The 21,652-nt window shown below is 71.8% G+C and carries 21 protein-coding genes; 8 read left to right on the top strand and 13 right to left on the bottom strand.

Annotation, left to right across the window (positions count from 1 at the left end):
• The first annotated feature begins 232 nt into the window (after positions 1 to 232).
• Entirely contained in the window at positions 233 to 1,729 is a 1,497-nt protein-coding gene (locus ABZ904_RS32975; RefSeq protein WP_360999755.1) for an oligopeptide:H+ symporter, read from the top strand.
• Positions 1,730 to 1,798: 69 nt separating this feature from the next.
• Here ABZ904_RS32975 and ABZ904_RS32970 read toward each other — a convergent pair whose 3' ends face one another.
• The 6 genes from ABZ904_RS32970 to ABZ904_RS32945 form a co-directional block, all read right to left on the bottom strand.
• Entirely contained in the window at positions 1,799 to 3,094 is a 1,296-nt protein-coding gene (locus ABZ904_RS32970; protein WP_361827488.1) for a hypothetical protein, read from the bottom strand.
• A gap of 68 nt (positions 3,095 to 3,162) precedes the next feature.
• The gene (locus ABZ904_RS32965) at positions 3,163 to 4,215 is read right to left on the bottom strand and encodes a hypothetical protein (RefSeq protein ID WP_361827485.1); all 1,053 of its coding nucleotides are present in this window, start codon (positions 4,213 to 4,215) and stop codon (positions 3,163 to 3,165) included.
• Between the two features lie 20 nt (positions 4,216 to 4,235).
• Positions 4,236 to 5,186: a hypothetical protein gene (locus ABZ904_RS32960; protein ID WP_361827440.1), complete on the bottom strand. Its 951-nt coding sequence runs from the start codon at positions 5,184 to 5,186 to the stop codon at positions 4,236 to 4,238.
• A gap of 93 nt (positions 5,187 to 5,279) precedes the next feature.
• Positions 5,280 to 5,960 (bottom strand): LPXTG cell wall anchor domain-containing protein, encoded by a 681-nt coding sequence (locus ABZ904_RS32955; RefSeq protein ID WP_359409437.1) that lies wholly within the window; start codon positions 5,958 to 5,960, stop codon positions 5,280 to 5,282.
• A gap of 168 nt (positions 5,961 to 6,128) precedes the next feature.
• Complete coding sequence (locus ABZ904_RS32950; protein WP_359409435.1) at positions 6,129 to 6,671, bottom strand: ATP-binding protein; 543 nt, start codon at positions 6,669 to 6,671, stop codon at positions 6,129 to 6,131.
• A gap of 251 nt (positions 6,672 to 6,922) precedes the next feature.
• On the bottom strand, positions 6,923 to 7,291 hold the full coding sequence (locus ABZ904_RS32945) for an STAS domain-containing protein (RefSeq protein WP_359409433.1): 369 nt from the start codon (positions 7,289 to 7,291) through the stop codon (positions 6,923 to 6,925).
• 249 nt (positions 7,292 to 7,540) lie between these two features.
• On the opposite strand from ABZ904_RS32945, the gene ABZ904_RS32940 reads away from it, so the two are divergent.
• Both ABZ904_RS32940 and ABZ904_RS32935 read left to right on the top strand, forming a co-directional pair.
• Positions 7,541 to 8,467, top strand: coding sequence for an RNA polymerase sigma factor SigF (locus ABZ904_RS32940; RefSeq protein WP_361827436.1), 927 nt, complete (start codon positions 7,541 to 7,543; stop codon positions 8,465 to 8,467).
• A 235-nt stretch (positions 8,468 to 8,702) separates the two neighbouring features.
• Positions 8,703 to 10,280: an RICIN domain-containing protein gene (locus ABZ904_RS32935; RefSeq protein WP_361827433.1), complete on the top strand. Its 1,578-nt coding sequence runs from the start codon at positions 8,703 to 8,705 to the stop codon at positions 10,278 to 10,280.
• 33 nt (positions 10,281 to 10,313) lie between these two features.
• Here ABZ904_RS32935 and hutI read toward each other — a convergent pair whose 3' ends face one another.
• The 4 genes from hutI to hutU are packed head-to-tail and all read right to left on the bottom strand — an operon-like array spanning position 10,314 to position 15,767.
• Positions 10,314 to 11,522: an imidazolonepropionase gene (gene hutI, locus ABZ904_RS32930; RefSeq protein WP_359409427.1), complete on the bottom strand. Its 1,209-nt coding sequence runs from the start codon at positions 11,520 to 11,522 to the stop codon at positions 10,314 to 10,316.
• A gap of 35 nt (positions 11,523 to 11,557) precedes the next feature.
• Entirely contained in the window at positions 11,558 to 12,892 is a 1,335-nt protein-coding gene (locus ABZ904_RS32925) for a formimidoylglutamate deiminase (protein ID WP_360999740.1), read from the bottom strand.
• Positions 12,889 to 14,106, bottom strand: coding sequence for an allantoate amidohydrolase (locus tag ABZ904_RS32920; protein WP_361827430.1), 1,218 nt, complete (start codon positions 14,104 to 14,106; stop codon positions 12,889 to 12,891). The genes ABZ904_RS32925 and ABZ904_RS32920 overlap by 4 nt, the downstream gene beginning before the upstream one ends.
• Positions 14,103 to 15,767 (bottom strand): urocanate hydratase, encoded by a 1,665-nt coding sequence (hutU, locus tag ABZ904_RS32915; protein WP_360999734.1) that lies wholly within the window; start codon positions 15,765 to 15,767, stop codon positions 14,103 to 14,105. Before hutU ends, ABZ904_RS32920 begins: the two co-directional genes overlap by 4 nt.
• Before the next feature lie 145 nt (positions 15,768 to 15,912).
• On the opposite strand from hutU, the gene ABZ904_RS32910 reads away from it, so the two are divergent.
• From ABZ904_RS32910 to ABZ904_RS32890, 5 genes are all read left to right on the top strand, one after another.
• Complete coding sequence (locus ABZ904_RS32910) at positions 15,913 to 17,334, top strand: diaminopimelate decarboxylase (RefSeq protein ID WP_359409418.1); 1,422 nt, start codon at positions 15,913 to 15,915, stop codon at positions 17,332 to 17,334.
• A 231-nt stretch (positions 17,335 to 17,565) separates the two neighbouring features.
• Positions 17,566 to 17,961 carry a hypothetical protein gene (locus ABZ904_RS32905; protein WP_359409416.1) on the top strand — a complete coding sequence of 132 codons (396 nt, stop codon included), beginning with the start codon at positions 17,566 to 17,568 and terminating at the stop codon, positions 17,959 to 17,961.
• A complete protein-coding gene (locus ABZ904_RS32900; protein WP_360999731.1) occupies positions 17,958 to 18,782 on the top strand; it encodes a transcriptional regulator in 825 nt (274 codons plus the stop codon). The genes ABZ904_RS32905 and ABZ904_RS32900 overlap by 4 nt, the downstream gene beginning before the upstream one ends.
• Positions 18,783 to 18,822: 40 nt before the next feature.
• Positions 18,823 to 19,338 (top strand): roadblock/LC7 domain-containing protein, encoded by a 516-nt coding sequence (locus ABZ904_RS32895; RefSeq protein WP_359409412.1) that lies wholly within the window; start codon positions 18,823 to 18,825, stop codon positions 19,336 to 19,338.
• A gap of 16 nt (positions 19,339 to 19,354) precedes the next feature.
• Positions 19,355 to 19,729: a hypothetical protein gene (locus ABZ904_RS32890; RefSeq protein WP_359409410.1), complete on the top strand. Its 375-nt coding sequence runs from the start codon at positions 19,355 to 19,357 to the stop codon at positions 19,727 to 19,729.
• Between the two features lie 17 nt (positions 19,730 to 19,746).
• Here ABZ904_RS32890 and ABZ904_RS32885 read toward each other — a convergent pair whose 3' ends face one another.
• The 3 genes from ABZ904_RS32885 to ABZ904_RS32875 all read right to left on the bottom strand — a co-directional run.
• Positions 19,747 to 20,340, bottom strand: coding sequence for a hypothetical protein (locus ABZ904_RS32885; RefSeq protein ID WP_360999727.1), 594 nt, complete (start codon positions 20,338 to 20,340; stop codon positions 19,747 to 19,749).
• 143 nt (positions 20,341 to 20,483) lie between these two features.
• A complete protein-coding gene (locus tag ABZ904_RS32880) occupies positions 20,484 to 21,326 on the bottom strand; it encodes a MurR/RpiR family transcriptional regulator (protein ID WP_359409406.1) in 843 nt (280 codons plus the stop codon).
• On the bottom strand, positions 21,323 to 21,652 hold a 330-nt coding region (locus ABZ904_RS32875), incomplete at its 5' end, for an aromatic amino acid lyase (protein ID WP_359409404.1). The genes ABZ904_RS32875 and ABZ904_RS32880, both read right to left, overlap by 4 nt.

Raw genomic sequence — 21,652 nt, 5'->3', positions numbered from 1 at the left:
AGCCTTCGAAGGAATGACCTGTGGCCGGGCCTCGGCGTGTTGACGCGCGTAGAGGCGTGGATCCCGGTGGTCGACGTCCGCCGCTCCGTGACCTGGAGCGGACACCTCGTGGGCGTGAGGTGGACGACCGATCCCGCCGGTGCCGGCCGCCCCATCGGGCATGCGACCCCCGAGCCTCGGCCTCGATCGAGCAGGGGACCCCACGTGCACGCCCCGACAGCAAGGAACGACCATGGCGTCCAGCCTGACGAAGGACTCGGTCCGCCCGGGCACCCCCGGTTCCGAGAAGACCTTCTTCGGCCACCCCCGCGGACTGGCCACTCTCTTCATGACCGAGATGTGGGAGAGGTTCTCCTACTACGGCATGAGGGCCCTGCTCCCGCTGTACCTGGTCGCCCCCGGCGGCCTGCACCTGAACGCGGCCACCGCGACCGCGATCTACTCGGTGTACGTGTCGCTCGTGTACCTGCTCGCCCTGCCGGGCGGCTGGTTCGCCGACCGCGTCCTCGGCCCGCGCAAGACGGTCGCCGTGGCCGGCTTCGTCATCATGCTGGGCCACCTCACCCTGGCCCTGCCGTCGGCCGGCACGTTCTACGCCGGTCTCGGCCTCGTCGCCATCGGCTCGGGTCTGCTGAAGGCCAACATCTCGACGATGGTCGGCCACCTCTACGAGGGCCCGGACGACGCGCGCCGCGACGGTGGCTTCACGATCTTCTACGTCGGCATCAACCTGGGCGCCTTCGCCGCGCCGCTGGTCATCGGCACCGTCGGCGAGAACGTCAACTGGCACCTGGGCTTCGCGCTCGCCGCGCTCGGCATGGCGCTCGGCCTCGGCCAGTACCTGCTCGGCGGCCGTCACCTGAGCCAGCGCTCGAAGGAGGTCCCGACGCCGCTGACCGCCGCGGAGAAGGCCTCGACGCTGCGCAAGTCGGCGATCTGGGCGGCCATCGCGGTCGTCTTCTACGCGATCGTCGGCTTCTCCGGTGTCTACACGCTGAACTGGCTGCTGGTCCCGATCACCGTCGCCGGTCTGGTCATTCCGATCATGGTGATCGCGCGGATCAAGCGGGACAAGGACCTGGACCGCGTCGAGCAGTCCAAGATGACCGCCTACATCTGGTTCTTCGTGGCCGCCGCCGTGTTCTGGATGATCTACGACCAGGGTGGCTCGACCCTGTCGATCTTCGCCGACTCCTCGGCCAAGAACACGATCTTCGGCTGGGACTTCCCCGTCTCCTGGTACCAGTCGGTCAACCCGGTCATGATCATGGCGCTGGCCCCGGTCTTCGCCTGGATGTGGCTGGCGCTGAACCGGCGCGGCAAGGAGCCGAGCACGGCGGTGAAGTTCGCCTCGGGTCTGGTCCTGATCGGTGCGTCCTTCTTCCTGTTCCTCGCCCCGCTGGGGATCGCCGACGGCGGCCACAAGGCCGCGGCGCTGTGGCTGGTCGCGATCTACTTCGTGCAGACCGTCGGTGAGCTGACGCTGTCCCCGGTCGGCCTCTCCGTCACCACGAAGATGGCCCCGGCGAAGTACGCCTCCCAGATGATGGGTGTCTGGTTCCTGGCCGTCACCGCCGGTGACGCCACGACCGGTCTGCTCTCCATCGCGGGTGTCGACCTGAACACGACGGGCATCGTGACCCTGGAGGCCGCGATCGCCGTGGTCGCGGGTGTCGCGGTGGTGATGTACCGCAAGAAGGTCAAGGAGCTCATGGGCGACGTGCACTGACGTCGGTCCCGGCTTCCGGAGGGCCGCCGCACCCATGGGGGTGCGGCGGCCCTCCGCCGTTCACCCGGGTCAGCGGGCGCGCCGGGGCAGGAACGTGAAGACCGCCCCGCCCAGCAGGATCGCCGTCCCGGCCACCAGGCCCAGCGCCTTCAGGGCGCCGTGGTCCTCCGCGCCCGTCTGTGCCAGACCGCCCGAGGTTCCCGCGGAGGTCCCTTCGGACGTCGACGTGCCGCCGGACGCCCCGCCCGGCTGCTGCGAGGTGTCGAGGGTCAGCGACACCTCGGTCTTCGTCGGCGTGCAGGTCGTGGTCGTACCGAGGGCCTTGATGGTCAGCACACCGGGCGACAGCGTCGACTGTCCGCTCGCCCCCGGCTTGTAGGTGCCCGTCAGGTCCGGGATCTCGATCGGGTCGCCCGACTTGATGTCGTTCGCGTTCACCGGGCCCTCGACATGGACGGTGCCCTTGTCCGCGCCGCCCAGCACGACCTCCATCGACGGTTTGACCGAGCCCTTGGGGATGTCCGCCGGGCTGTTCATCACCGACTTCTTGAACTGGACCGTGAGAGCGAAGTTCCCGCCGTCCTTCTTGGCGTTGATCTGCACCGGTGACGTGGCGTTCTTGTCGCCGATGGGCGTCTTGCAGGCGTACGGGACCTGGACCTCCTTGCCGGTGAAGTCGCTCTGCCCGCCGGTACCGGAGTCACCGCCGTTCCCGCCGGTCTCGCTCGCGCTCGCCGTCGGTGTGGAGGTGGACGGGGAGGAGCCGGTGGGCAGCCTCGTCGGCAGGTTCGTCGGCAGCGTCGGCAGCCCCGTCGGCAAGGTGGGGTTGATCGTCGGCTGCCCGCCCGAGCCACCGCCGTCGGTCACCTTGATGGTCGCCGCCGGCTGCACCGTCTCCTTCGGCGTGCACTTGGTGTCGGTCGAGATGGGCTTGCTGACGTTGACGTTGTACGCGTCCGGTGTGAGCGTCACCTCTCCGGCCGCGGTCAGCTTCACCTTGCCCGTCATGTCGGACAGCTTCATGTCGCTGTTCTTCGGGATCGCGGGGTTCGACCGCGGGCCCTCCATCGCGATGTCCGCGGTCTGTGCGCCGCCCGCCTTCAGCGTCCCCGTGGGCTTGACGGTGTCCTTGTCCAGGTCGAGCACATCGGGGTTCCTGGCGGCGGCCTGCACGAATTTCCAGGTGACGGTCACCTCGTCGCCCACCTTCGCCTCGGCGGGCGCCGTGATCTGCACCTTGGTGGTGCCCTCGACCGGCGGCAGGCCCGAGATCGCGGGCGGGATGCACTCGGTCCTGTAGGCCACCTCGGCGGCCTGTGCGGGTGCGGCCGCCACACCGAGCAGGACACCCGCCCCGCCCAGCATCAGCGCCAGACCGGCGGCGCCCGCCCTCCTGTTCCTGCCCCCTGCCGCAAGGGCTCTCCGTTGCGCGCTCACGTGTTTCCCTTCGTCGGGGTCGTCGGACTGTTCTGTTGCGGTGCGGAGAGCCGACCGTTCACCGCGGTACCCGGACCGGTGTCCGGGGTGAACCACGGCAGGGCCGAAGTGCCGGAGGTGGCCGGGGCGGGCGAGGAGACGTCCGGCCCCGGCTTGCGCAGGGTGAATTGGGGCAGCCGCAGAGTCCGTCGGCCTGCCGTGTGCCTCGCCGTTCCGCGCGGCCTCACCCGGTCCACGACGGCCATGCCGATGCGGAAGACGGCGGCCGGGACGACCAGGCAGAGCAGGATCCAGAAGAGGGTCACGCCCCAGGGGCGGCCGACGCCCCACGGTTGTTCGGCGAGGAGCTTGCCGCCGTACTCCAGCGAGACCGTGTAGTCGCCGTGGGCCCCCGCCGGCAGCTCCACCGGCAGCTCGATGCGCGCTTTGTGTCCCGGCGCGACGGTGCCGTGCCACTGCTGTTCGTCCCACTGCGGGGCGAACACGCCGTGGGCGGTCCCGACCCGGAAGACGGGGTCCTTGACCGGCGAGGAGCCGACGTTGCCCACGGTGAAGACGAGCGTGCGTGCGGGCGGTGCCCCGAACCAGGTCAGCAGGCCGCTGGTGCCGTCCAGGCGGGTGTCCGCCAGCACCGCGAGGCGCCCGGTGGCGGGCTCGGCGGGCAGCGGCTCCACGGGGTGGCCCGCGACCTGGAAGATCGCGTCGACGTCCGCCTTCGCCCCGGTGACGGTGGCGACGTGCACCACACAGGGGCACGGCACAGGTGGCTCGGCCACCGGCAGCTGTCTGCGGAAGGCGCCCTGGGTGTCGGTCGTGACGGCCTTTCCGTCCGCGTTGGCGCAGGAGTTGGTGCCGCCGATCACCCCCCGGGAGGGCACGGACCGCCCGCAGATCAGGATCATCAGCAGGGTCCTGGGCCGCCACCCGCTGCCGCTCACGGTGATCGAACCCCCGGTCCCGGCTTGGGACGCGGACAGTTCGACCGCCGGTTTGTCCGTGCCCCAGGCGGGTGCCGACAGGGGCGCGAGGACGAGCACGAGGGCCGCCATCAGCGCCAGGATCCGCCCCTTCACGTCACCGCTCCCGTCAACTCGGCGTCCGTACGCGTCCGGTCGTCCGTCTCGCGGTCCGCCGGGCGGCGCCCGCGATGCCGTACGACGACACCGGCGCCCAGGGCCGCGAGCAGCCCGGCGGCCGTCCCGGCCAGCGCACCCCAGGGCACGAACCATGCCGACGCGGACGCCGAACCGGGCGCCGCGCCCGCCGCCGTGACGGTGAGTCGCACCTTCACGGAGTCGAACACCGGGTGGTGCGGCCAGGGTTCGGTGAGCCGGACCCGGTGGCCCGGAGGCAGTTCGAGGGGCAGCGCCCGCGGGGCACGGTCGAGGACCGGGCCGAGGACCCCGTCGGCATGTACCGCGAGTCTCGGGGCGAGCACCGTGGTGCCGCGGTTGACCAGCTCGTACGCGATGCGTCCACCGTGCACCCGCACGTGCTCGACGGTCACCGCGGACAACGCGGGTCCCCGCACGCGCAGCCGGAGACGGACCGCGGACGTGCGGCCGTCCGCGCTCGCCAGGATCGCGGCCGCGCGGTCGCCGGGGGCTGCGTCCGTGGGCACCGTCACCGAGAACGGCACGTCGGCACGAGTGCGGGCGGGGACCGTGACCGAGACCGTGTGCGCGGCGACCCTGCGCCCTCCTGTCGTCCGCGCGAACCTGAGCCACGCTCCGGCCTCGACGGGCCTCGTACGCGGCGCCGTGGAGCCGGCCTGCGTGGTGTCGCCGGCGTCGGCCCCGCTCAGCCGGACGGTCAGCGGCCCGCGGCCCGGATTGAGCACCGACACCGCGTCCTGCAGGACCGATCCCGGCTCTCCCTCCGCGTAGACGTACGGCCGCCCGCCCGCGCCGCCCGTCGCGGGCGCCACGGACCACCAGCCGTCGGCGCTCGCGCCGGGCGCGAGACCCAGCAGTGCCAGGGCGGCGACGGAGAGGCGGAGGACGTGGCGGAGGTACGGCATCGGCGGCTCCCGGGGCGAAAGGGGGGAGGTGCGCGCAGCGCTTCGCAGGGACGGTGGACGGGTGGGCGGCGGGTACGGGCCCGGGGGTACGCCTCAGCGGCGTACCGCCTGGTTCCGGCGTGTCAGCCAGAGCACACCGGCCGCACCCGCGAGCAGGACCGTCCCGCCGAAGGTGCCCAGGGCGATCGCGGAGTCCTCGGGGCCGGTCTGCGGAAGCTGCCCGGCTGAGTCCCCGCTCGGGGCCGAGCCCGCTGAGCCACCGCCCGCCGCCGTGACGTCGAGGGTCAGCGACGGCCCCGGATGGCCGGCGGGCGTGCACGTGGTCGTCGTGCCGAGTGCCTTGATGGTGAGCACACCGGCGGTGAAGGTGACCTTGCCGGTCTTCTTCGGGGTGTACGTCCCGCTCAAGTCGTTGATCTTGATCGGGGTGTTGGCCGGGATGGCCGCCTGGTTGGCCGGGCCCGTCACCGACATGGTGCCGCTCTCGGCGCCGCCCAGATCGATGGTCGCGCTCGGGTTCATCGCGCCCTTGCCCAGTTCGACCGGGCTGGAGGAGACGCCCTTCTGCCAGGACATCGTGATCCTGTAGGCGCTGCCGTTCTTGACGCCCTTGATGTCGATGGGCGAGACGGCGCTCTTGGCGCCGATCGGCGTTTTGCACTGGTAGTTGACGTCGACGACCTCGGCCCGGGCCACGGGGGCGGTCAGCAGCACCGCCGAGCCGGCCAGGGCAGCGGCGGACGCGACCGCGACGGTTCGCTTGTGGTACGACACGGTCCCCTCATTCCTGACGGCACATCAGATCGGCCGTCAAGGTACGCCCGGGGCCCTGCAGAGGGAAGACACAGTGCGCACCGGATCCATGGCGATCCGGTGTGCGGGAAGTGATGCCGGGAGTGATGTGCGAAGGAGGGTTCGAACTGCGGTGACCGACGGTAAGCGCTAGGCGGGGGCGCCGAGCTCCGCCCACACTCTCTTGCCCGCGACCCCCGGCGAGCGCACGACCCCCCAGTCGAGGCACAGCCGCTGCACGATGAACATCCCGTGCCCTCCGGGGCGGCCGGCGCGGTGCGGGGTGCGCGGTGTGGGCTGGCCCGCACCGTGGTCGGAGACCTCGACGCGCAGCACCTTCCTGTCACACGAGATCCACAGCTCCTCCGGCCCCTCGGCGTGCAGACACGCGTTGGTGACGAGCTCGGAGACGACGAGGAGCACATCCTCGGCCGCGGCACGCTGGTCGGCGCTGCCGGCGGGCAGCCAGCCCCATGCGTAGAGCGCCTGGCGGGTGAAGTCGCGGGCGAGCGGGACGACGCCGCTCTCTCCCTCGAAGCTCATCCTGCGCATCTGCCGGCCCGGGGGTGACGCCCCCTCCTCGGGTGTGCCCGAGGAGGCGCCCCCGGCGGACGGACCCTGCGCGGGCGTTCCGGAAGCGCCGCTGGGCTCGGGGCCGCGGTCGCCCGGCGAGTAGGGCCGGGTGGTGCTCATCAGCGCTTCACCTCACCGATTCACCAGTTCACGATTCAAGACTCAGTACGGGGCCGACGGGGGTCACCGCCGGTAGTTGCTTGCGCTGTTCGTACGGGGGCTCTCCTTGTGCGGCTTTCGCCCTGGCTGCCGACATATTCAGCATGTCTCCTGCCCGACCGGGCCGCTGGAACACCCATGGATTCGGCCGGGAAACTGTGACGCGCGTAACGCACCGGTCACACAGTGACATCTGGGCCCCCCGACCCGCTCTACTCGGCCAGAGCCGCGTCCAGCGTGTCGTGGACGGCGAAGACGGCGTCCGCCCCGGTGATCTCGAAGACCCGGGCCACGACGGGCAGCATTCCCGCCAGATGGACACCGCCGCCCGCGGCCTCGGCCTTCAGCCGGGCGGCGAGCAGCACGTTCAGCCCGGTGGAGTCACAGAACTCCAACCGTGAACAGTCCACGACAAGGCGCGCGAACCCCTTCTCGAGGCAGTCCTCGAGTGGCTCGCGCAGCAGATCGGCGGTGTGGTGATCCAGCTCACCCGCCGGGGTCACGACGGCGCTCGTGCCCTCCTGCCGCACCTCGACCAGAAGCCGGCCCGACTGTGCGCTGCCGACCGTCCCGCGGTCCATGCCGTCTCTCTCCCGACCTTCGTGCCTGTTGGTGGACGCTCTCGAACACTACGCCTTCCATACGACTCTCAACACCCGAACAACCCTTCCAATTCGGACATTTCATCACAGAAAGCACTTGCGGTCGACTCGCGAAAGCAGGTAGGGCTAGAGGGACAGCCATTCGACACGGCCGGCTTCGGAGGCGCCGCACACCGCAGTGCAGTAGTTGGCATCGGCAGCCATATGCCGAGAACGATGGAGGACATCATGTCACCCCGGCTCGACGCATCGCAGACCCAGAGGGCGACGTCGACAACCCCCCTGGAACGACCGGATCACGACGGCACCCATGACCTCGCCCGCTTCGGGGGTCTCTCCGAGCCCGACGGCCTGTACGGCCTCCCGGAGATCCCCCCGTACGACGAGGTGGGAGCGGTGGACGCGCGGGCCCTCTCCAAGACGCTCTTCGAACGGCTGGAGTCGCTCGAAGAAGGCACGCACGAATATTCGTACGTACGCAACACGCTCGTCGAACTGAACCTGGCCCTGGTGAAGTTCGCCGCCTCCCGCTTCCGCACGCGCAGCGAGCCGATGGAGGACATCATCCAGGTCGGCACGATCGGCCTGATCAAGGCCATCGACCGCTTCGAACTCAGCCGCGGTGTGGAGTTCCCCACCTTCGCGATGCCGACGATCATCGGCGAGATCAAGCGCTTCTTCCGCGACACCTCGTGGTCGGTGCGGGTCCCGCGCCGGCTCCAGGAACTCCGCCTCGACCTGGCCAAGGCCGGCGACGAACTCGCCCAGAAGCTCGATCGCGCACCCACGGTGACCGAGCTGGCGGAGCGCCTCGGCATCTCGAACGACGAGGTCGTCGAGGGCATGGCGGCCTCCAACGCCTACACCGCGAGCTCCCTCGACGCCCAGCCCGAGGAGGACGACTCCGAGGGCGCGCTCTCGGACCGCATCGGCTACGAGGACAACGGGCTCGAGGGCATCGAGTACATCGAGTCGCTGAAGCCGCTGATCGCCGAACTCGCGCCGCGCGACCGCAAGATCCTGTCTCTGCGCTTCGTCGCCAACATGACGCAGTCGGAGATCGGCGAGGAACTCGGCATCTCGCAGATGCATGTGTCCCGTCTGCTGACCCGAACCCTGGGACGGCTGCGGAAGGGTCTCACGGTCGAGGAGTGACGGCCCACCTGATGTGATGTCTCCGTCCGGCGCTCCAATCGGCGCCGGACGGACGCATGTTGAGGACCCGCCAGGACATCCACGACGCATGTCACGGACTCACTTCCACCTCTTGGTTACCAGGGGAAACCTCTTTCCCCGCGGGCCACAGTCCTCCACTATGGGTCACCCCCAAACTGGCCGGTAAGTCAGCGGAGCGGCGAACTGCGCCGCGCGGGTGCGAGGAGGCAGGTGGATGGCTCGGTCCGACGGGACGGGCAACGCGGCCGAAGCCGCGGGCGGGACATCCGCGGCGGACGACAGGGGTGAGACACCCACGGGTCCGTCCGACACACGGCTCACCGAGTTGCTGCGGGCGGACACCGCGACCTCGTACACGGCACTGCAGGAACTGCGCGCCCGCCATAGGGCCCCGGTCCTCGCCTACGCACGGCTGTGCACCACGAGCGAAACGGTCGCGCGGCAGCTGGCCGGACAGGCCTTCACCGCGGCGGCCCGCGAAACGGCGCGCGGCGTCGACCCGGGCGTCCCCTGGCGGCACCGGCTCCTTCTGCTGACCGCCGGGCTGGCGCTGTCCTGGGCCGTCGACGAGCGGGCCGCGGGCCTCGACCCCGGTCTGCTCCTGGTGCTGAACACAGCCGGGCCGAAGGGTCCCGTCCCGCCGATGCTCGCGGCGTTCCAGTCCCTTCCGTCCCGCACCCAGGGCCTGATCTGGTACGGCCTCGTGGAACAGGAGCCCGCGGCGAGGACGGCGGGTTTCCTCGGTCTCCGGGTCCAGGACGTCGAGTACGGCGTCGGACAGGCCCTCCAGTCCATGGTGCAGGCCTGTCTGAGAATGCGCCTCGCCGCATCCGACGATCCGCGCTGCGGCGACTTCCGGCGGCTGATCGAGGAGTCGGTACGGCCGGACAACCCCCGTTACAGCGCCGATCTTCACGCCCATATGGCGCACTGCGCGTACTGCACGGCCGCCTACGAAGAACTCACCGCTCTGCGGGAGAACCCGCGCGGCACGCTGGCGGATGGCCTGCTGCCATGGGGCGGCACGGCGTACATCGGGAACGGCACGAGCGAGCCGCTCGGCGTCACGGCCGCGACGGGGCGGCCCGCCTGGGCTCACAACCGCCGGCTCGCCCTGGCCTCCACGGCTCTCGGACTGGCACTGGCGCCGCTGGTGATCTTCCTGCTGTCCTCGGGCGGCTCACCGGACCAGAGCGCGGCCGGCGCCTCCGTCAGCCCTCCGGCCGTCCCGCCGGCGGTGACGGTCACCGCGACGGTCTCGGTGCACCCTTCCACGTCGCCGTCGGCCTCCCCCACTCCCACACCCACGCCGACCCCCAAGTCACCTTCTCCCTCGCGGACTTCGAAGCCGCCGAAGCCGTCGCCGAAGCCGACCCCGACGGCGCACGCGCCGAACGGCTCCTTCGCCCAGATGGTGAACACCGCCTCGGGTCTGTGCCTGGAGGTCGCCGGAGACTTCGACAACGGCACGGACGTGGCCATGGTCCGCTGTACGTCCTCCCCCAGCCAGCGGTGGCGCGTCGACTCGGAACGCGGTGTCGTGCAGTCCGCGGCTGACCCCGACTACTGCCTGGACAGCCGCGGCTCCGTCTACAACGGCGTCGGCATCTGGACCTGCCACTCGGTCTACGGCTCCAACGGCCAGAACCTCAAGTTCGCCGTGGGCAGCGACGGGGTCATCCGCCCGGCCATCGCCATCGAGACGGCGCTCACCGCGCACGACGACGACAGCCTGTCGCTGGACCCGCTGACCGGAGGCGCGGACCAGCGCTGGCGGGCGGGCGCCCCCTGACCGACGGCGGCCGCGGCCGGGGGGCGCACCCGGTCAGACCACGCGCCTGCCGCGCCGCCACACCTCGGTGACCAGCGGTACCCCCGGCCGGTACGCCAGGTGGACATGGCTCGGGGCGTCGAGGATCGCCAGGTCCGCGTACGCCCCCGGGGTGAGGCGGCCGATGTCCGTGCGGCGCAGGGCCTCGGCCCCTCCCGCCGTGGCCGACCAGACCGCCTCGTCGGGGGTCATGTGCATGTCCCGGACGGCCAGTGCGATGCAGAACGGTACCGAGGACGTGAAGGACGAACCCGGGTTGCAGTCCGTCGACAGGGCCACCGTCACCCCCGCGTCCAGCAGACGGCGGGCGTCGGGCCACTGCGCGCGGGTCGAGAACTCGGCGCCGGGCAGAAGCGTGGCGACCGTCCGGCCGTTGGCGAGCGCGTCCACGTCGGCGTCCGTCAGATGCGTGCAGTGATCGGCGCTGGCCGCGTCGAGTTCGACGGCGAGCTGCACACCGGGACCGTACGAGAGCTGGTTGGCGTGGATGCGCGGGTGCAGGCCCTTCTCCTTGCCGGCGGTCAGGATCGCGCGGGCCTGGTCGCCGTCGAAGGCGCCCTTCTCGCAGAAGACGTCGATCCACCGGGCGTACGGGGCGCATGCGTCGAGCATCTCGCCGGTGACCAGCGCCACGTACGCGGCCGGGTCGTCGGCGTGGTCCGGGGAGACGACATGGGCGCCGAGATAGGTGACCTCGTCCGTGTGCGCGGCGGCGATGCGCAGGGCGCGCGCCTCGTCCTCGACCGTCAGGCCGTAGCCGGACTTCGTCTCGAACGTGGTGGTGCCCTGGCGGAGGGCCTCGTCGAGGTAGCGGACGAGATTGGCCTCGAGGTCCGCGTCCGTCGCCGCCCGGGTCGCGGCCACCGTGGTCCGGATGCCGCCCGCCGAGTAGCTGCGGCCCGACATACGGGCGTTGAACTCCTGCGTGCGGTCGCCCGCGAAGACGAGGTGCGAGTGGGAGTCCACGAAGCCCGGGATCACCGCCCGGCCGCCCGCGTCGACCCGGTTGTCAGTGGCGGGTGCTTGGCTTGACTCACCGATCCAGGCGACGCGGTCGCCGTCGATGACGACGGCCGCGTCCTGGATCAGTCCGAGGGGGGAGGCTCCCCCGTTCTCGGATGTGCCCGAGCCGGGGGACCCCCGTCCGAGGGAGGGATCGTTGGTGACCAGGCTGGCGATGTTCGTGATGACCGTGCTGCTCATGGTTTCCTCGTGGGTGGCCGGACCGGTGGTGGACGTCAGGCGCGCAGGGCTTCGACGGCGTCTGCCAGCGCCCGCGGCACATCCGGTAGGAGCGTGTGCACCCCGTCGCGTACGACATGGCGCCCGCCCACGACCGTATGGCGCACATCCGCTGCCGTCGCGGCGAATACGGCCGTCTCGGCGCCCTGCCGGGGCAGCGGCCCCGCGGTCCTGACCGAGTCGAGCGCGATCGTCGTGAAGTCGGCGAGCGCGCCTGGCTCCAGGACGCCCGCGTCCTGCCAGCCGAGTGCCGCGTGCCCGTCCTCGGAGGCGGCACGCAGCAGGGCCGCGGCCGTCCAGTGCCCGCGCGTACGGGTGCGCAGCCGCTCGTTCAGCTCCATCGCGCGCGCCTCCTCCAGGAGGTCGATCACGGCGTGGCTGTCGGAGCCCAGGGAGAGCGGGGAGCCGGCCGCCTGCAGGGCCTTGGCCGGGCCGATGCCGTCGGCGAGGTCGCGTTCGGTGGTCGGGCACATACAGGTGCCCGTGCCGGTGGAGCCGATCAGCCGGATGTCCTCGTCGGTGAGATGCGTGTTGTGGACGCCGGTGGTGCGCGGCCCGAGGACACCGTGGTCGGCCAGGAGGCGCGTGGGGGTGCGGCCGTGGGCCTTCTGGCAGGCGTCGTTCTCCGCCGTCTGCTCGGAGAGGTGCACATGCAGCGGGGCCCGCCGCTCCTCGGCCCAGCGCGCCACCGTGGCCAACTCCCCCGCGGGCACGGCCCGTACGGAGTGGATGGCCGCACCGATCCGCGCGTGATCCCGTTCCTTGAGAACTGAACAGCGTTCGGCCCAGGCGTCCGCGGTGCCGTCGGAGAAACGGATCTGGTGGGCGTTGGGCGGCTGCCCGAAGCCGGAGGACAGATAGGCGGCGTCGAGGAGGGTGATGCGGATGCCGGCCTCGGCGGCGGCGTCGATGAGAGCCTCGCCCATGGCGTTGGGATCGGCGTACCGGGTGCCGTCCGGGGCGTGGTGCACGTAGTGGAACTCACCGACGGCGGTGACCCCGGCCAGCGCCATCTCCGCGTACACGGCGCGGGCGAGCGCGTGGTACGTCTCGGGGGTCAGCCGGTCGGCGACCGCGTACATGCCCTCCCGCCAGGTCCAGAAGGTGCCGGAGCCGACCTGGACCGTGCTGCGCAGGGCGCGGTGGAAGGCGTGCGAGTGGGCGTTGGCGAGCCCGGGGAGGGTGAGTCCGCGCAGGATCTCGGCGCCGGCGGGCGGAGTGCCGACGTCGGTGCGGACGGCGGTGATGCGGCCGTCCGCCACATCGAGGGCCACACCCTGCTCGACGACCGGGTCGAGCCAGGCGTGCTCCAGCCAGTACGTCCGTGTCACCTGGACATCAGCCCTTCCAGTACGTCGGCGAGTGCGGTCACCCCGGCAAGGCAGTCGTCCTCGGCGGCGTACTCGGCCGGGGAGTGCGACACACCGGTGGGGTTGCGCACGAACAGCATCGCGGTCGGGATGCTCGTGGAGAGGATCCCGGCGTCGTGTCCGGCCCCGGTACCCAGGACGGGAACGGTCAGGCCGGCGTCCTTGCCGAGGATGCGTGCGAGTTCGTCGCGCAGGGCGTGGTCGAACTCGACGACGGGCGTGAAGGACTCACGGACGACGTCGAGGTCGACCCCGTGGGCGTCGGCGTGCTCACGAGCCGCCTTCTCGATGTCGCCGACGACGGTGTCGAGGCTCTCCTGGTCGGCGGCGCGGGAGTCGAGCCAGCCACGGACCAGCGAGGGGATGGCGTTGACGCCGTTGGGCTCGACGGCGATCTTGCCGAAGGTGGCGACGGCACCGGCGAGCGCGGCCTCACGGCGGGCGGCGAGGACGGTCTCGGCGTACGGCAGCATGGGGTCGCGGCGGTCGTCGAGCCGGGTCGTCCCCGCGTGGTTGGCCTCGCCACGGAAGTCGAACCGCCACCGGCCGTGCGGCCAGATGGCGCTGGCCACGCCCACCCGGTCGCCGCTCAGGTCGAGGGCGCGGCCCTGCTCGACGTGCAGTTCGACGAACGCGCCGATGCGGCCGAGCCGCTCCGGGTCCGGCCCGATGGCGTCGGGGTCGTGTCCGGCGGCCTCCATGGCCCTCGGCAGGGTGACGCCGTCGCCGTCGGTCAGCCGGTGCGCCTGTTCCCGGGTGAGCTGCCCGGCGGCCAGCCGCGACCCGACACAGGCGAGCCCGAACCGGGCGCCCTCCTCGTCCCCGAAGTTGACGATGGCGAGCGGCCTCGTGAACTCGACGCCCCGGTGGCGCAGTTCGTCGAGGGCCGCGAAGGAGGACACCACGCCGAGGGGCCCGTCGAAGGCGCCGCCGTCGGGTACGGAGTCCAGATGCGACCCGGTGACCACGGCGTCCCCGGCGGCGGGATCCCCGAGCCAGGCCCACTGGTTCCCGTTGCGGTCGACCTCGTAGCCGAGCCCCCGGCTGCGGGCCTGCTCCTCGAACCAGGCCCGGCATTCGCCGTCGACGGGCGTCCAGGCGAAGCGGCGGTAGCCGCCGGAGGCGGAGCTGCGGCCGATCGGCAGCAGCTCCGCCCACATGCTGTGGAAGGTCACGCGTCGTCACCTTCGCGCATCGGGACCCGCACGCCCCGCTCCCCGGCCACGGACTCCGCGATGTCGTACCCGGCGTCGACGTGCCGGATGACACCCATCCCGGGGTCGTTCGTCAGCACCCGGCGGATCTTCTCGCCGCCGAGCTTCGTGCCGTCGGCGACGGTCACCTGACCGGCGTGGATCGACCGGCCCATGCCGACGCCGCCGCCGTGGTGGATGGACACCCAGGAGGCGCCCGACGCCACGTTCACCATGGCGTTCAGCAGCGGCCAGTCCGCGATCGCGTCCGAGCCGTCGAGCATCGCCTCGGTCTCGCGGTACGGCGAGGCGACCGAGCCGCAGTCGAGGTGGTCGCGGCCGATGACGATCGGCGCGCTGAGCTCACCGCTCGCCACCATGTCGTTGAACCGCTCGCCGGCCTTGTCCCGCTCGCCGTAGCCGAGCCAGCAGATACGGGCGGGCAGGCCCTGGAAGTGGACGCGCTCACCGGCCATCTTGATCCAGCGCGCGAGGGACTCGTTCTCCGGGAACAGGTCGAGGATCGCCCGGTCGGTCTTCGCGATGTCGGCCGGGTCGCCGGACAGCGCCGCCCAGCGGAAGGGGCCCTTGCCCTCGCAGAACAGCGGCCTGATGTAGGCGGGCACAAAGCCGGGGAAGGCGAACGCGCGGTCGTATCCGGCCAGTTGAGCCTCGCCGCGGATCGAGTTGCCGTAGTCGAAGACCTCGGCACCGGCGTCCATGAAGCCGACCATCGCCTCGACGTGCTTGGCCATCGACTCACGGGCGCGCGTGGTGAAACCGGCCGGGTCCTTGGCGGCGGCGTCGGCCATGTCCTCGAACGCGACGCCGACCGGCAGGTACGCCAGCGGGTCGTGGGCCGAGGTCTGGTCGGTGACGATGTCGATGGGCGCGCTCATGGCGAGCAGCTGCTGGACGAGTTCGGCGGCGTTGCCGAGGACGCCGATGGACAGCGGGCGGCGGGCGTCCCGCGCCTCGACGGCCAGCTGGAGGGCGTGCTCCAGGGAGTCCGCCTTCACGTCCAGGTACCGGTGCTCGATACGGCGGTCGATGGCACGCGGGTCGCAGTCGATGCAGATCGCGACGCCGTCGTTCATGGTGACGGCGAGCGGCTGGGCGCCGCCCATGCCGCCGAGTCCGGCGGTCAGGGTGATGGTGCCGGCGAGCGTGCCGCCGAACTTCTTCGCGGCGACGGCGGCGAACGTCTCGTAGGTGCCCTGGAGGATGCCCTGGGTGCCGATGTAGATCCAGGAACCGGCGGTCATCTGCCCGTACATGGTCAGGCCGAGGGCCTCCAGACGGCGGAACTCCTCCCAGTTGGCCCAGTCGCCGACGAGGTTGGAGTTGGCGAGCAGGACACGCGGCGCCCACTCGTGGGTCTGCATGACGCCGACGGGACGGCCGGACTGGACGAGCATCGTCTCGTCCTGCTTCAGGCCCTTCAGCGTGCGGACCATGGCATCGAAGGAGCGCCAGTCACGCGCGGCCTTGCCGGTGCCGCCGTAGACGACGAGCTTGTCGGGGTGCTCGGCGACCTCGGGGTCGAGGTTGTTCTGCAGCATCCGCAGGGCGGCTTCCTGCTGCCATCCCAGGGCGCTCAGTTCCGTGCCGCGCGGCGCTCGGACAGGGCGGGGTCCTGACATGGTCTGCCTCCTGGGGTACGGCCGCACGCGGCTGGGGGCGCGCACGGACTGTTGCAGTGGTTATTCACATCCTGACCATCTGAATAGAACTAGTCAATACGTTCTTGCGCCAGCGTGGCGGCGGCGGGGATGTTTGGCTGGAGAGATGACCGCACACGGTGACACGGGGACGGGGGACGCGGTGGACACGAGGGGCAGTGGGACCCGGAGGGCCGGCGGGGACGAGCGCCCCGACGACGCCGAGCGGGTGGCGCGCCGGGACGAGGCCGTACGCGGCGCCGTCGAGCATGGGCTGCTGGGGCCGGACGCCCCCATCGCCGCACTGCTGGACGTGGCCGGCATCCGGGACTCGGCGGCGGCCCTGCGGGCGGCCTTCGACGCGGTGCTCCCGCCGGGCACGCCGGTGCTGCACGCCTTCGCGGTGAAGGCGACCCCGCTCGTACCGGTGCTGCGGCTGCTGCGGGAGGCGGGCATCGGCGCCGAGGTGGCGAGCCCCGGGGAGCTGGCGCTCGCCAGGGCGGCCGGGATGGCCCCGGAGCGGATCGTGCTGGACGCGCCCGCCAAGACACCGGCGGAGCTGCGGCAGGCGCTGGAGCTGGGGATCGCCGTTAATGCGGACAATCCTCAGGAGCTGGCGCGGATCGACTCCCTCGTCCGCACGACGAAGACGTCCTCCCCGCTCGGGATCCGGGTGAATCCGCAGATCGGGGGCGGTGCGATCGAGGCGCTGTCCACGGCGACCGCCACCTCCAAGTTCGGGGTCGCGCTGCGGGACGAGGGGGCGCGTGAGTGGCTGATACGCGCCTATGCGGAGCGGCCCTGGCTGACCAGGCTGCACGCGCACTCCGGTTCGCAGGGCGTACCGCTCTCGCTGATGGCCCGGGGCATAGCGGAGAGCCACACGCTCGCCGAGGAGATCAACCGGAGGGTCGGGCGGCGCCAGATCGACACGATCGACATCGGCGGCGGGCTGCCGGTCAACTTCGCCTCGGACAGGACGACGCCGACGTACGCGCAGTACGCACGGCTCCTCGCGGAGGCGGTGCCCGGGCTGTTCGACGGGCGGTACGGGCTGGTCACGGAGTTCGGGCGGTCCCTGCTGGCCAAGCACGGGACCGTGGTGGCGCGGGTGGAGTACACCAAGCGCGCGGGCGGCCGGGCCGTCGCCGTCACGCACGCGGGCGTGCAGGTCGCGACCCGCACGGTGTACGCGCCGGCGTCGTGGCCGCTGCGGATCGGGGCGTACGACGCGAAGGGGCACCCGAAGGAGGGGCCCGACGTGGTGCAGGACGTGGCGGGACCGGCGTGCTTCTCCGGCGACCTGCTGGCCGAGGCGCAGGCGCTTCCGCTCCTGGAGCAGGGCGACTACGCCGCGGCGCTGGACACCGGCGCCTACTACTTCGCGCACCACTACGCGTACAACTCCCTGGCCCGGCCGGGCGTGTACGGCTATGCGCCGGGCGAGGGCGGCGGGATCCGCTTCGCGGTGGTCCGGGAGCCGCAGACGCTCGAGGAGATCGTCGCGGAGTCGGGCGGAGCGCACGTGGGCACCCTCACGGAGCTCTGAGGACGCCGCGCGCCCCAGCGGGCGCCCCTGCCCGTGCACCTCGTCCACATATCCACACGTCAGAGCGCAGGCGTCACACCTGCCCCAACAGCCTCGTGAGCAGGCAGAGCCGGCCCACCTTAGCGGTCGGCGGCATTTTCCACTGGAAAATGCCGGATCACTCACTCCTCGCGCACACGTTGCGTAACGTCGGCGTCACTCAGCCGTACCCGAGGCGGGAGGGGAGCCACGGTGCCCGGAATCGACGAGTGCCTGCTGGAGGCCATGAGACTGCCCGGTGCCCGGGGTGCCGCGGTGGTCGACTGGATCAGCGGGCTCGCCCTGGGCACGGTCGGGGACTCACCCGGCGGTGACCACGAGACGACGGCGGCGGAGGCCGCCGAACTGGCCCGGCTGGCCGCCGAACACCGCGCGTTCGCCCCGGAGGACGCCGACTGGGCCGACGAGGCGTGCCCGGTCGAGGACCTGATCATCGCCAACCGGGACAGCTACCACCTGCTGAGATTCGTCCCGACCAGCTTCGACAGCAGCGTCTTCCTGCATTTGTGGCTGGCCCGTGCGGAGGGCAATCTCGCCCTGGCCCGCATCCGGCTCGGCGAGATGGCAGGGCGGCTGGTGCTGGGATGACGACGGTCAGGATGCCTTCCCCGCCGCCGTTGCCCGTGCGGCAGCAGACGCAGATCCCGAGCGGCGGCCTGTCGCCCATGCTCAGCCGGCTCGCCGCCGAACGCGCGACCGGGGTGCTGATGCGCGAGGGCGGCATGCTCCATCTGTCCGACGGCCGGGTGGTGTACGCCGAGAGCCCCGCGACCCCGGGCCTCGACGCCCTGCTCATCGCGCGCGGCGCACTCGAGGAGGAGGGCTGGCGGGAGGCGGTCGCCCAGGCGGGAGCACAGCGCCTGGTGGGCCGGTTCCTGGTGGACCGCGGCCGGATCGGCCAGGGCGCGCTGGAGCTGTGCCATCTGGGGGCGCTGTTCGACGCGGCGTACTTCGTCCTCGGCCCGAGCAGCGCGCCCGCCCGCTTCCGCTACGGCGAGGGCCACTGGCTCGGCCCCGTCCGCCCGGTTCCGGTGGCCGCGCTGGAACGGGAGACGCTGCGCCGCCGCGAGCTCCTGCACCGCATCTGGCCCGACCCGGCGACGGACGAGGCGCCCCTCGCCCGCACCGGCCTCCCCGCGGGCCCGGCGGTCACGCCCCGCCAGGGGAAGGTGCTCGTCCGCATCGACGGAGTACGGACGGCGGCCGACATCTCACGAGAGCTGGGCCGCCCCGCGTTTCACACGTTGGTCGACGTCCGGCGCCTGGCCGCGGCGGGCGTCGTCTCGCCCACCGCCGGCGCGGTCGCGCAGAGCGTTGCACCCCCTGTGCCCGCGCCGTCCTTGCCGCCTTTCGTCGACCCCCACATCACGTTGCTGAAGAGGCTGAGGGATGCGCTGGAGGCCCTTTGACCGGATCGAACGGCAACGCCCCGCCGAGAGGAGACCCCTGATGGACGCGGAGCCCGAGGTCCTCGAGGAACTCCGCCGGCTCAGAGCCCGCATCCCCCAGCTGACCGGGGCCCTCGCCGCGAGCGTCGACGGACTCGTCCTCGCCCAGGACGCGCCGGGCGTCGAACCGGAAGGGATCGCCGCGCTGACCGCGGCCGCGCTGGGCGTCGCCATGCGGCTGTCCGACACGACGGGCCAGGGCGACTTCCGTGAGCTGCTCGTCCGCGGCGTCCACGGCTATGTGGCCACCTACGCGGCCGGCCGCAGCGCCGTGCTGACGCTGCTGGCCCAGGACCGGGTCAACGTCGGCCGGCTGCACCTGGAGGGCCGGCGCGCGAGCACCCGGATCGGCGAACTGGTCGACGAGGCCGCGCTCCCGGCCGAGCCCGCGCCCTCCCGCGCCATCGGAACACCCACCAAGACCGCCGCCAGGTCCGCACCTACGCGGACCCGCACCACGCGCACCCCCGCGAGCCCTCGATCGGCCGCGAACGCGCGCACCACCACGGAAAGTTGAAAGGACACACCACCAAATGGCCAACACCGAAACCACGCTGAAAGAAGCGCTCGCCGCGATCGAGGGTGCGACCGGGGCAGCCCTGGTCGACTACACCAGCGGCATGGCGCTCGGCACACTCGGCGGCAGCAAGAGCTTCGACCTCACCGTCGCGGCCGCGGGCAACACCGACGTCGTCCGGGCCAAGCTGCGCACCATGGAGCACCTCGGCCTGAAGGGGCAGATCGAGGACATCCTGATCACGCTGAGCGACCAGTACCACCTGATCCGGCTGCTCACCGGCCGCGGCGGCAACGGTCTGTTCCTCTACCTCGTCCTCGACGCCAAGCGCGCCAATCTGGCGATGGCCCGCCACCAGCTGAAGAAGATCGAGGAGGATCTGGAGGTCTGACCGCGGTAGCCGCCGCGCTACACGAGCTCCGCGGTACGGCGGCGCGCCCCGCCCGGGGCCGCGTCGCCGGCCGCGACGCCGGTGCCGCGGTAGCCCTTGACCGGCTTGCCCGCGGGTGCGCCGCCACAGCGGCCGAGCCAGTCCACCCGTACCCAGAGCAGAGCTTCGTCGGCACGCTCGCGGCGGCCCAGCCAGGCTGCCTTCAGCCACAGCCCGGCGCCGGTTCCGGCGAGCAGCATGCCACCGGCGGCGGGTACCGCGAAGGAGCTGCCGAGTGCGGCGACGACGGCTGCGAGCAGCCACCAGCGGTGTCCCAGCCGCCAGCCGCGGACGGTGACCGCCCGGTCCTGGAGCACGTCGTACTTGCCGACGCGGGCGGCACCGCGGGCGAGGGCCATGTACCGCTTGCGGCCCCCGTACGCGGTGACCGCGGTCGCGACGATGAACAGCGCGGCTCCGGCCATGACACCGATCCGGCGCCCCGTCACTCCCGGCACGAGCACGCCGATGCCGGCCGCGAACACTCCGAGCCAGCACAGTGGCGCGGCCCCGGCTCGCACGACGACGGCCACCCGGGCCAGTCCCTGTCCTCCATGTCCTCCGCGTCCCACGTTCCGGCCTCCCGTCTCACCTGGTGATGTGGATCAGTTCGGGCAGGCTAACGACAGAAACTGAACAGAAACTGAGACGAGTCTGAAACTGAGACGAGTCTGAAAAAGACCGCCGCCCGAGGGAGGTCCGGCATCGAGCGGGCCTACTCCACGAACAGCCCCCGGGAAGCGGCCTGCACATCGAACTCCTCCAGGCGGGCCTGCGCGTCCGGCAGGTCGTCACACATCGCCTCGAGCAGCACCCGGCCGAGCAGCATCGGCGCACAGGCCGTGTCGAAGGCGAGTCCCGTGCCGACCGCGGCGGGCAGCAGCAGGTCCGAGAACTTCGCCACCGGTGCGAACACCGAGTCGGCGACGGTGACCACCGTCAGACCCGCCTCCTTGCCGTAGGCGAGCGCGTCCACGACCTCGCGCGGGTGCCGCGGCAGCGCGAAGCACAGCAGCGCGCTCGCCCCCGCCCGCACGGCCGCGTCGACGCGGTCCTGGAGCATCGTGCCGCCCTCGTTGAGCAGCCGGACATCGGGGTGCACCTTCGCCGCGAAGTACGCGAAGCCGTACGCCTGGGAGGCCGCCGCCCGCAGTCCGAGGACGGGCAGCGGGCGTGAGGCGGCGAGGATCCGCCCGGCCTGCTCCACGGGCCGCGGGTCGGCCAGCACCTCCGCCAGGTGCTTCAGGTTCTCGATCTCCGCCTCGACGGCCTGCTGGTACTCGTTGTACGACCCCGGTCCCGACGTCTGCTCGGCGGGCGTCACGTCGCGCAGGTGCCGGCGCAGCGCCGGGTAGCCGTCGAAACCGAGGGCGACCGCGAAGCGGGTGACGGACGGCTGGCTGACCCCGGCGAGCTCGGCCAGCTCCACGCTGGACAGGAATGGCACGTCGGCGGCCCGCCGCACCATGCTGTGCGCGATGCGCCGCTGGGTCGGCGTGAGCCGGTGCCCCTCGAAGAGCGCTTGCAGCCGTGCGGCCGGACTGTCGGTCACGCTCATGGCGTGCTCCCCCTCCAGATGTCGGTGAACCGGTCGAGCAGGTGCGCCGCCGCCGTCACGTCGTCCGTGAGCGGCCGGTCGGCCAGGTCCCGGTCGAGCACCGTCTCGGCGAGCTCCAGCGCCCGGCCCACCGGGAGCTCAGGCTCGGGCCTGAGGCCACGCAGATGCAACGCCCTTACGGCGGCGACCAGTTCACAGCCGACCACCAGACGGTACGCATCGCAGGCACGCAGCGTCTGGCGCGCGGCGAGCGAGGCGAAACTGGCCTGTTCCTCGACGCCCCGGGAGAGTACAGCGTGCCCGAGCGACGCGGGCGCGGAGAACGC

It is taken from the genome of Streptomyces sp. NPDC046900 (assembly GCF_040644975.1).
Taxonomy (GTDB): Bacteria; Actinomycetota; Actinomycetes; order Streptomycetales; family Streptomycetaceae; genus Streptomyces.
The sequence above is the reverse complement of the archived record's forward strand: the minus strand, read 5'-3'. Positions and strand labels throughout refer to the sequence as shown.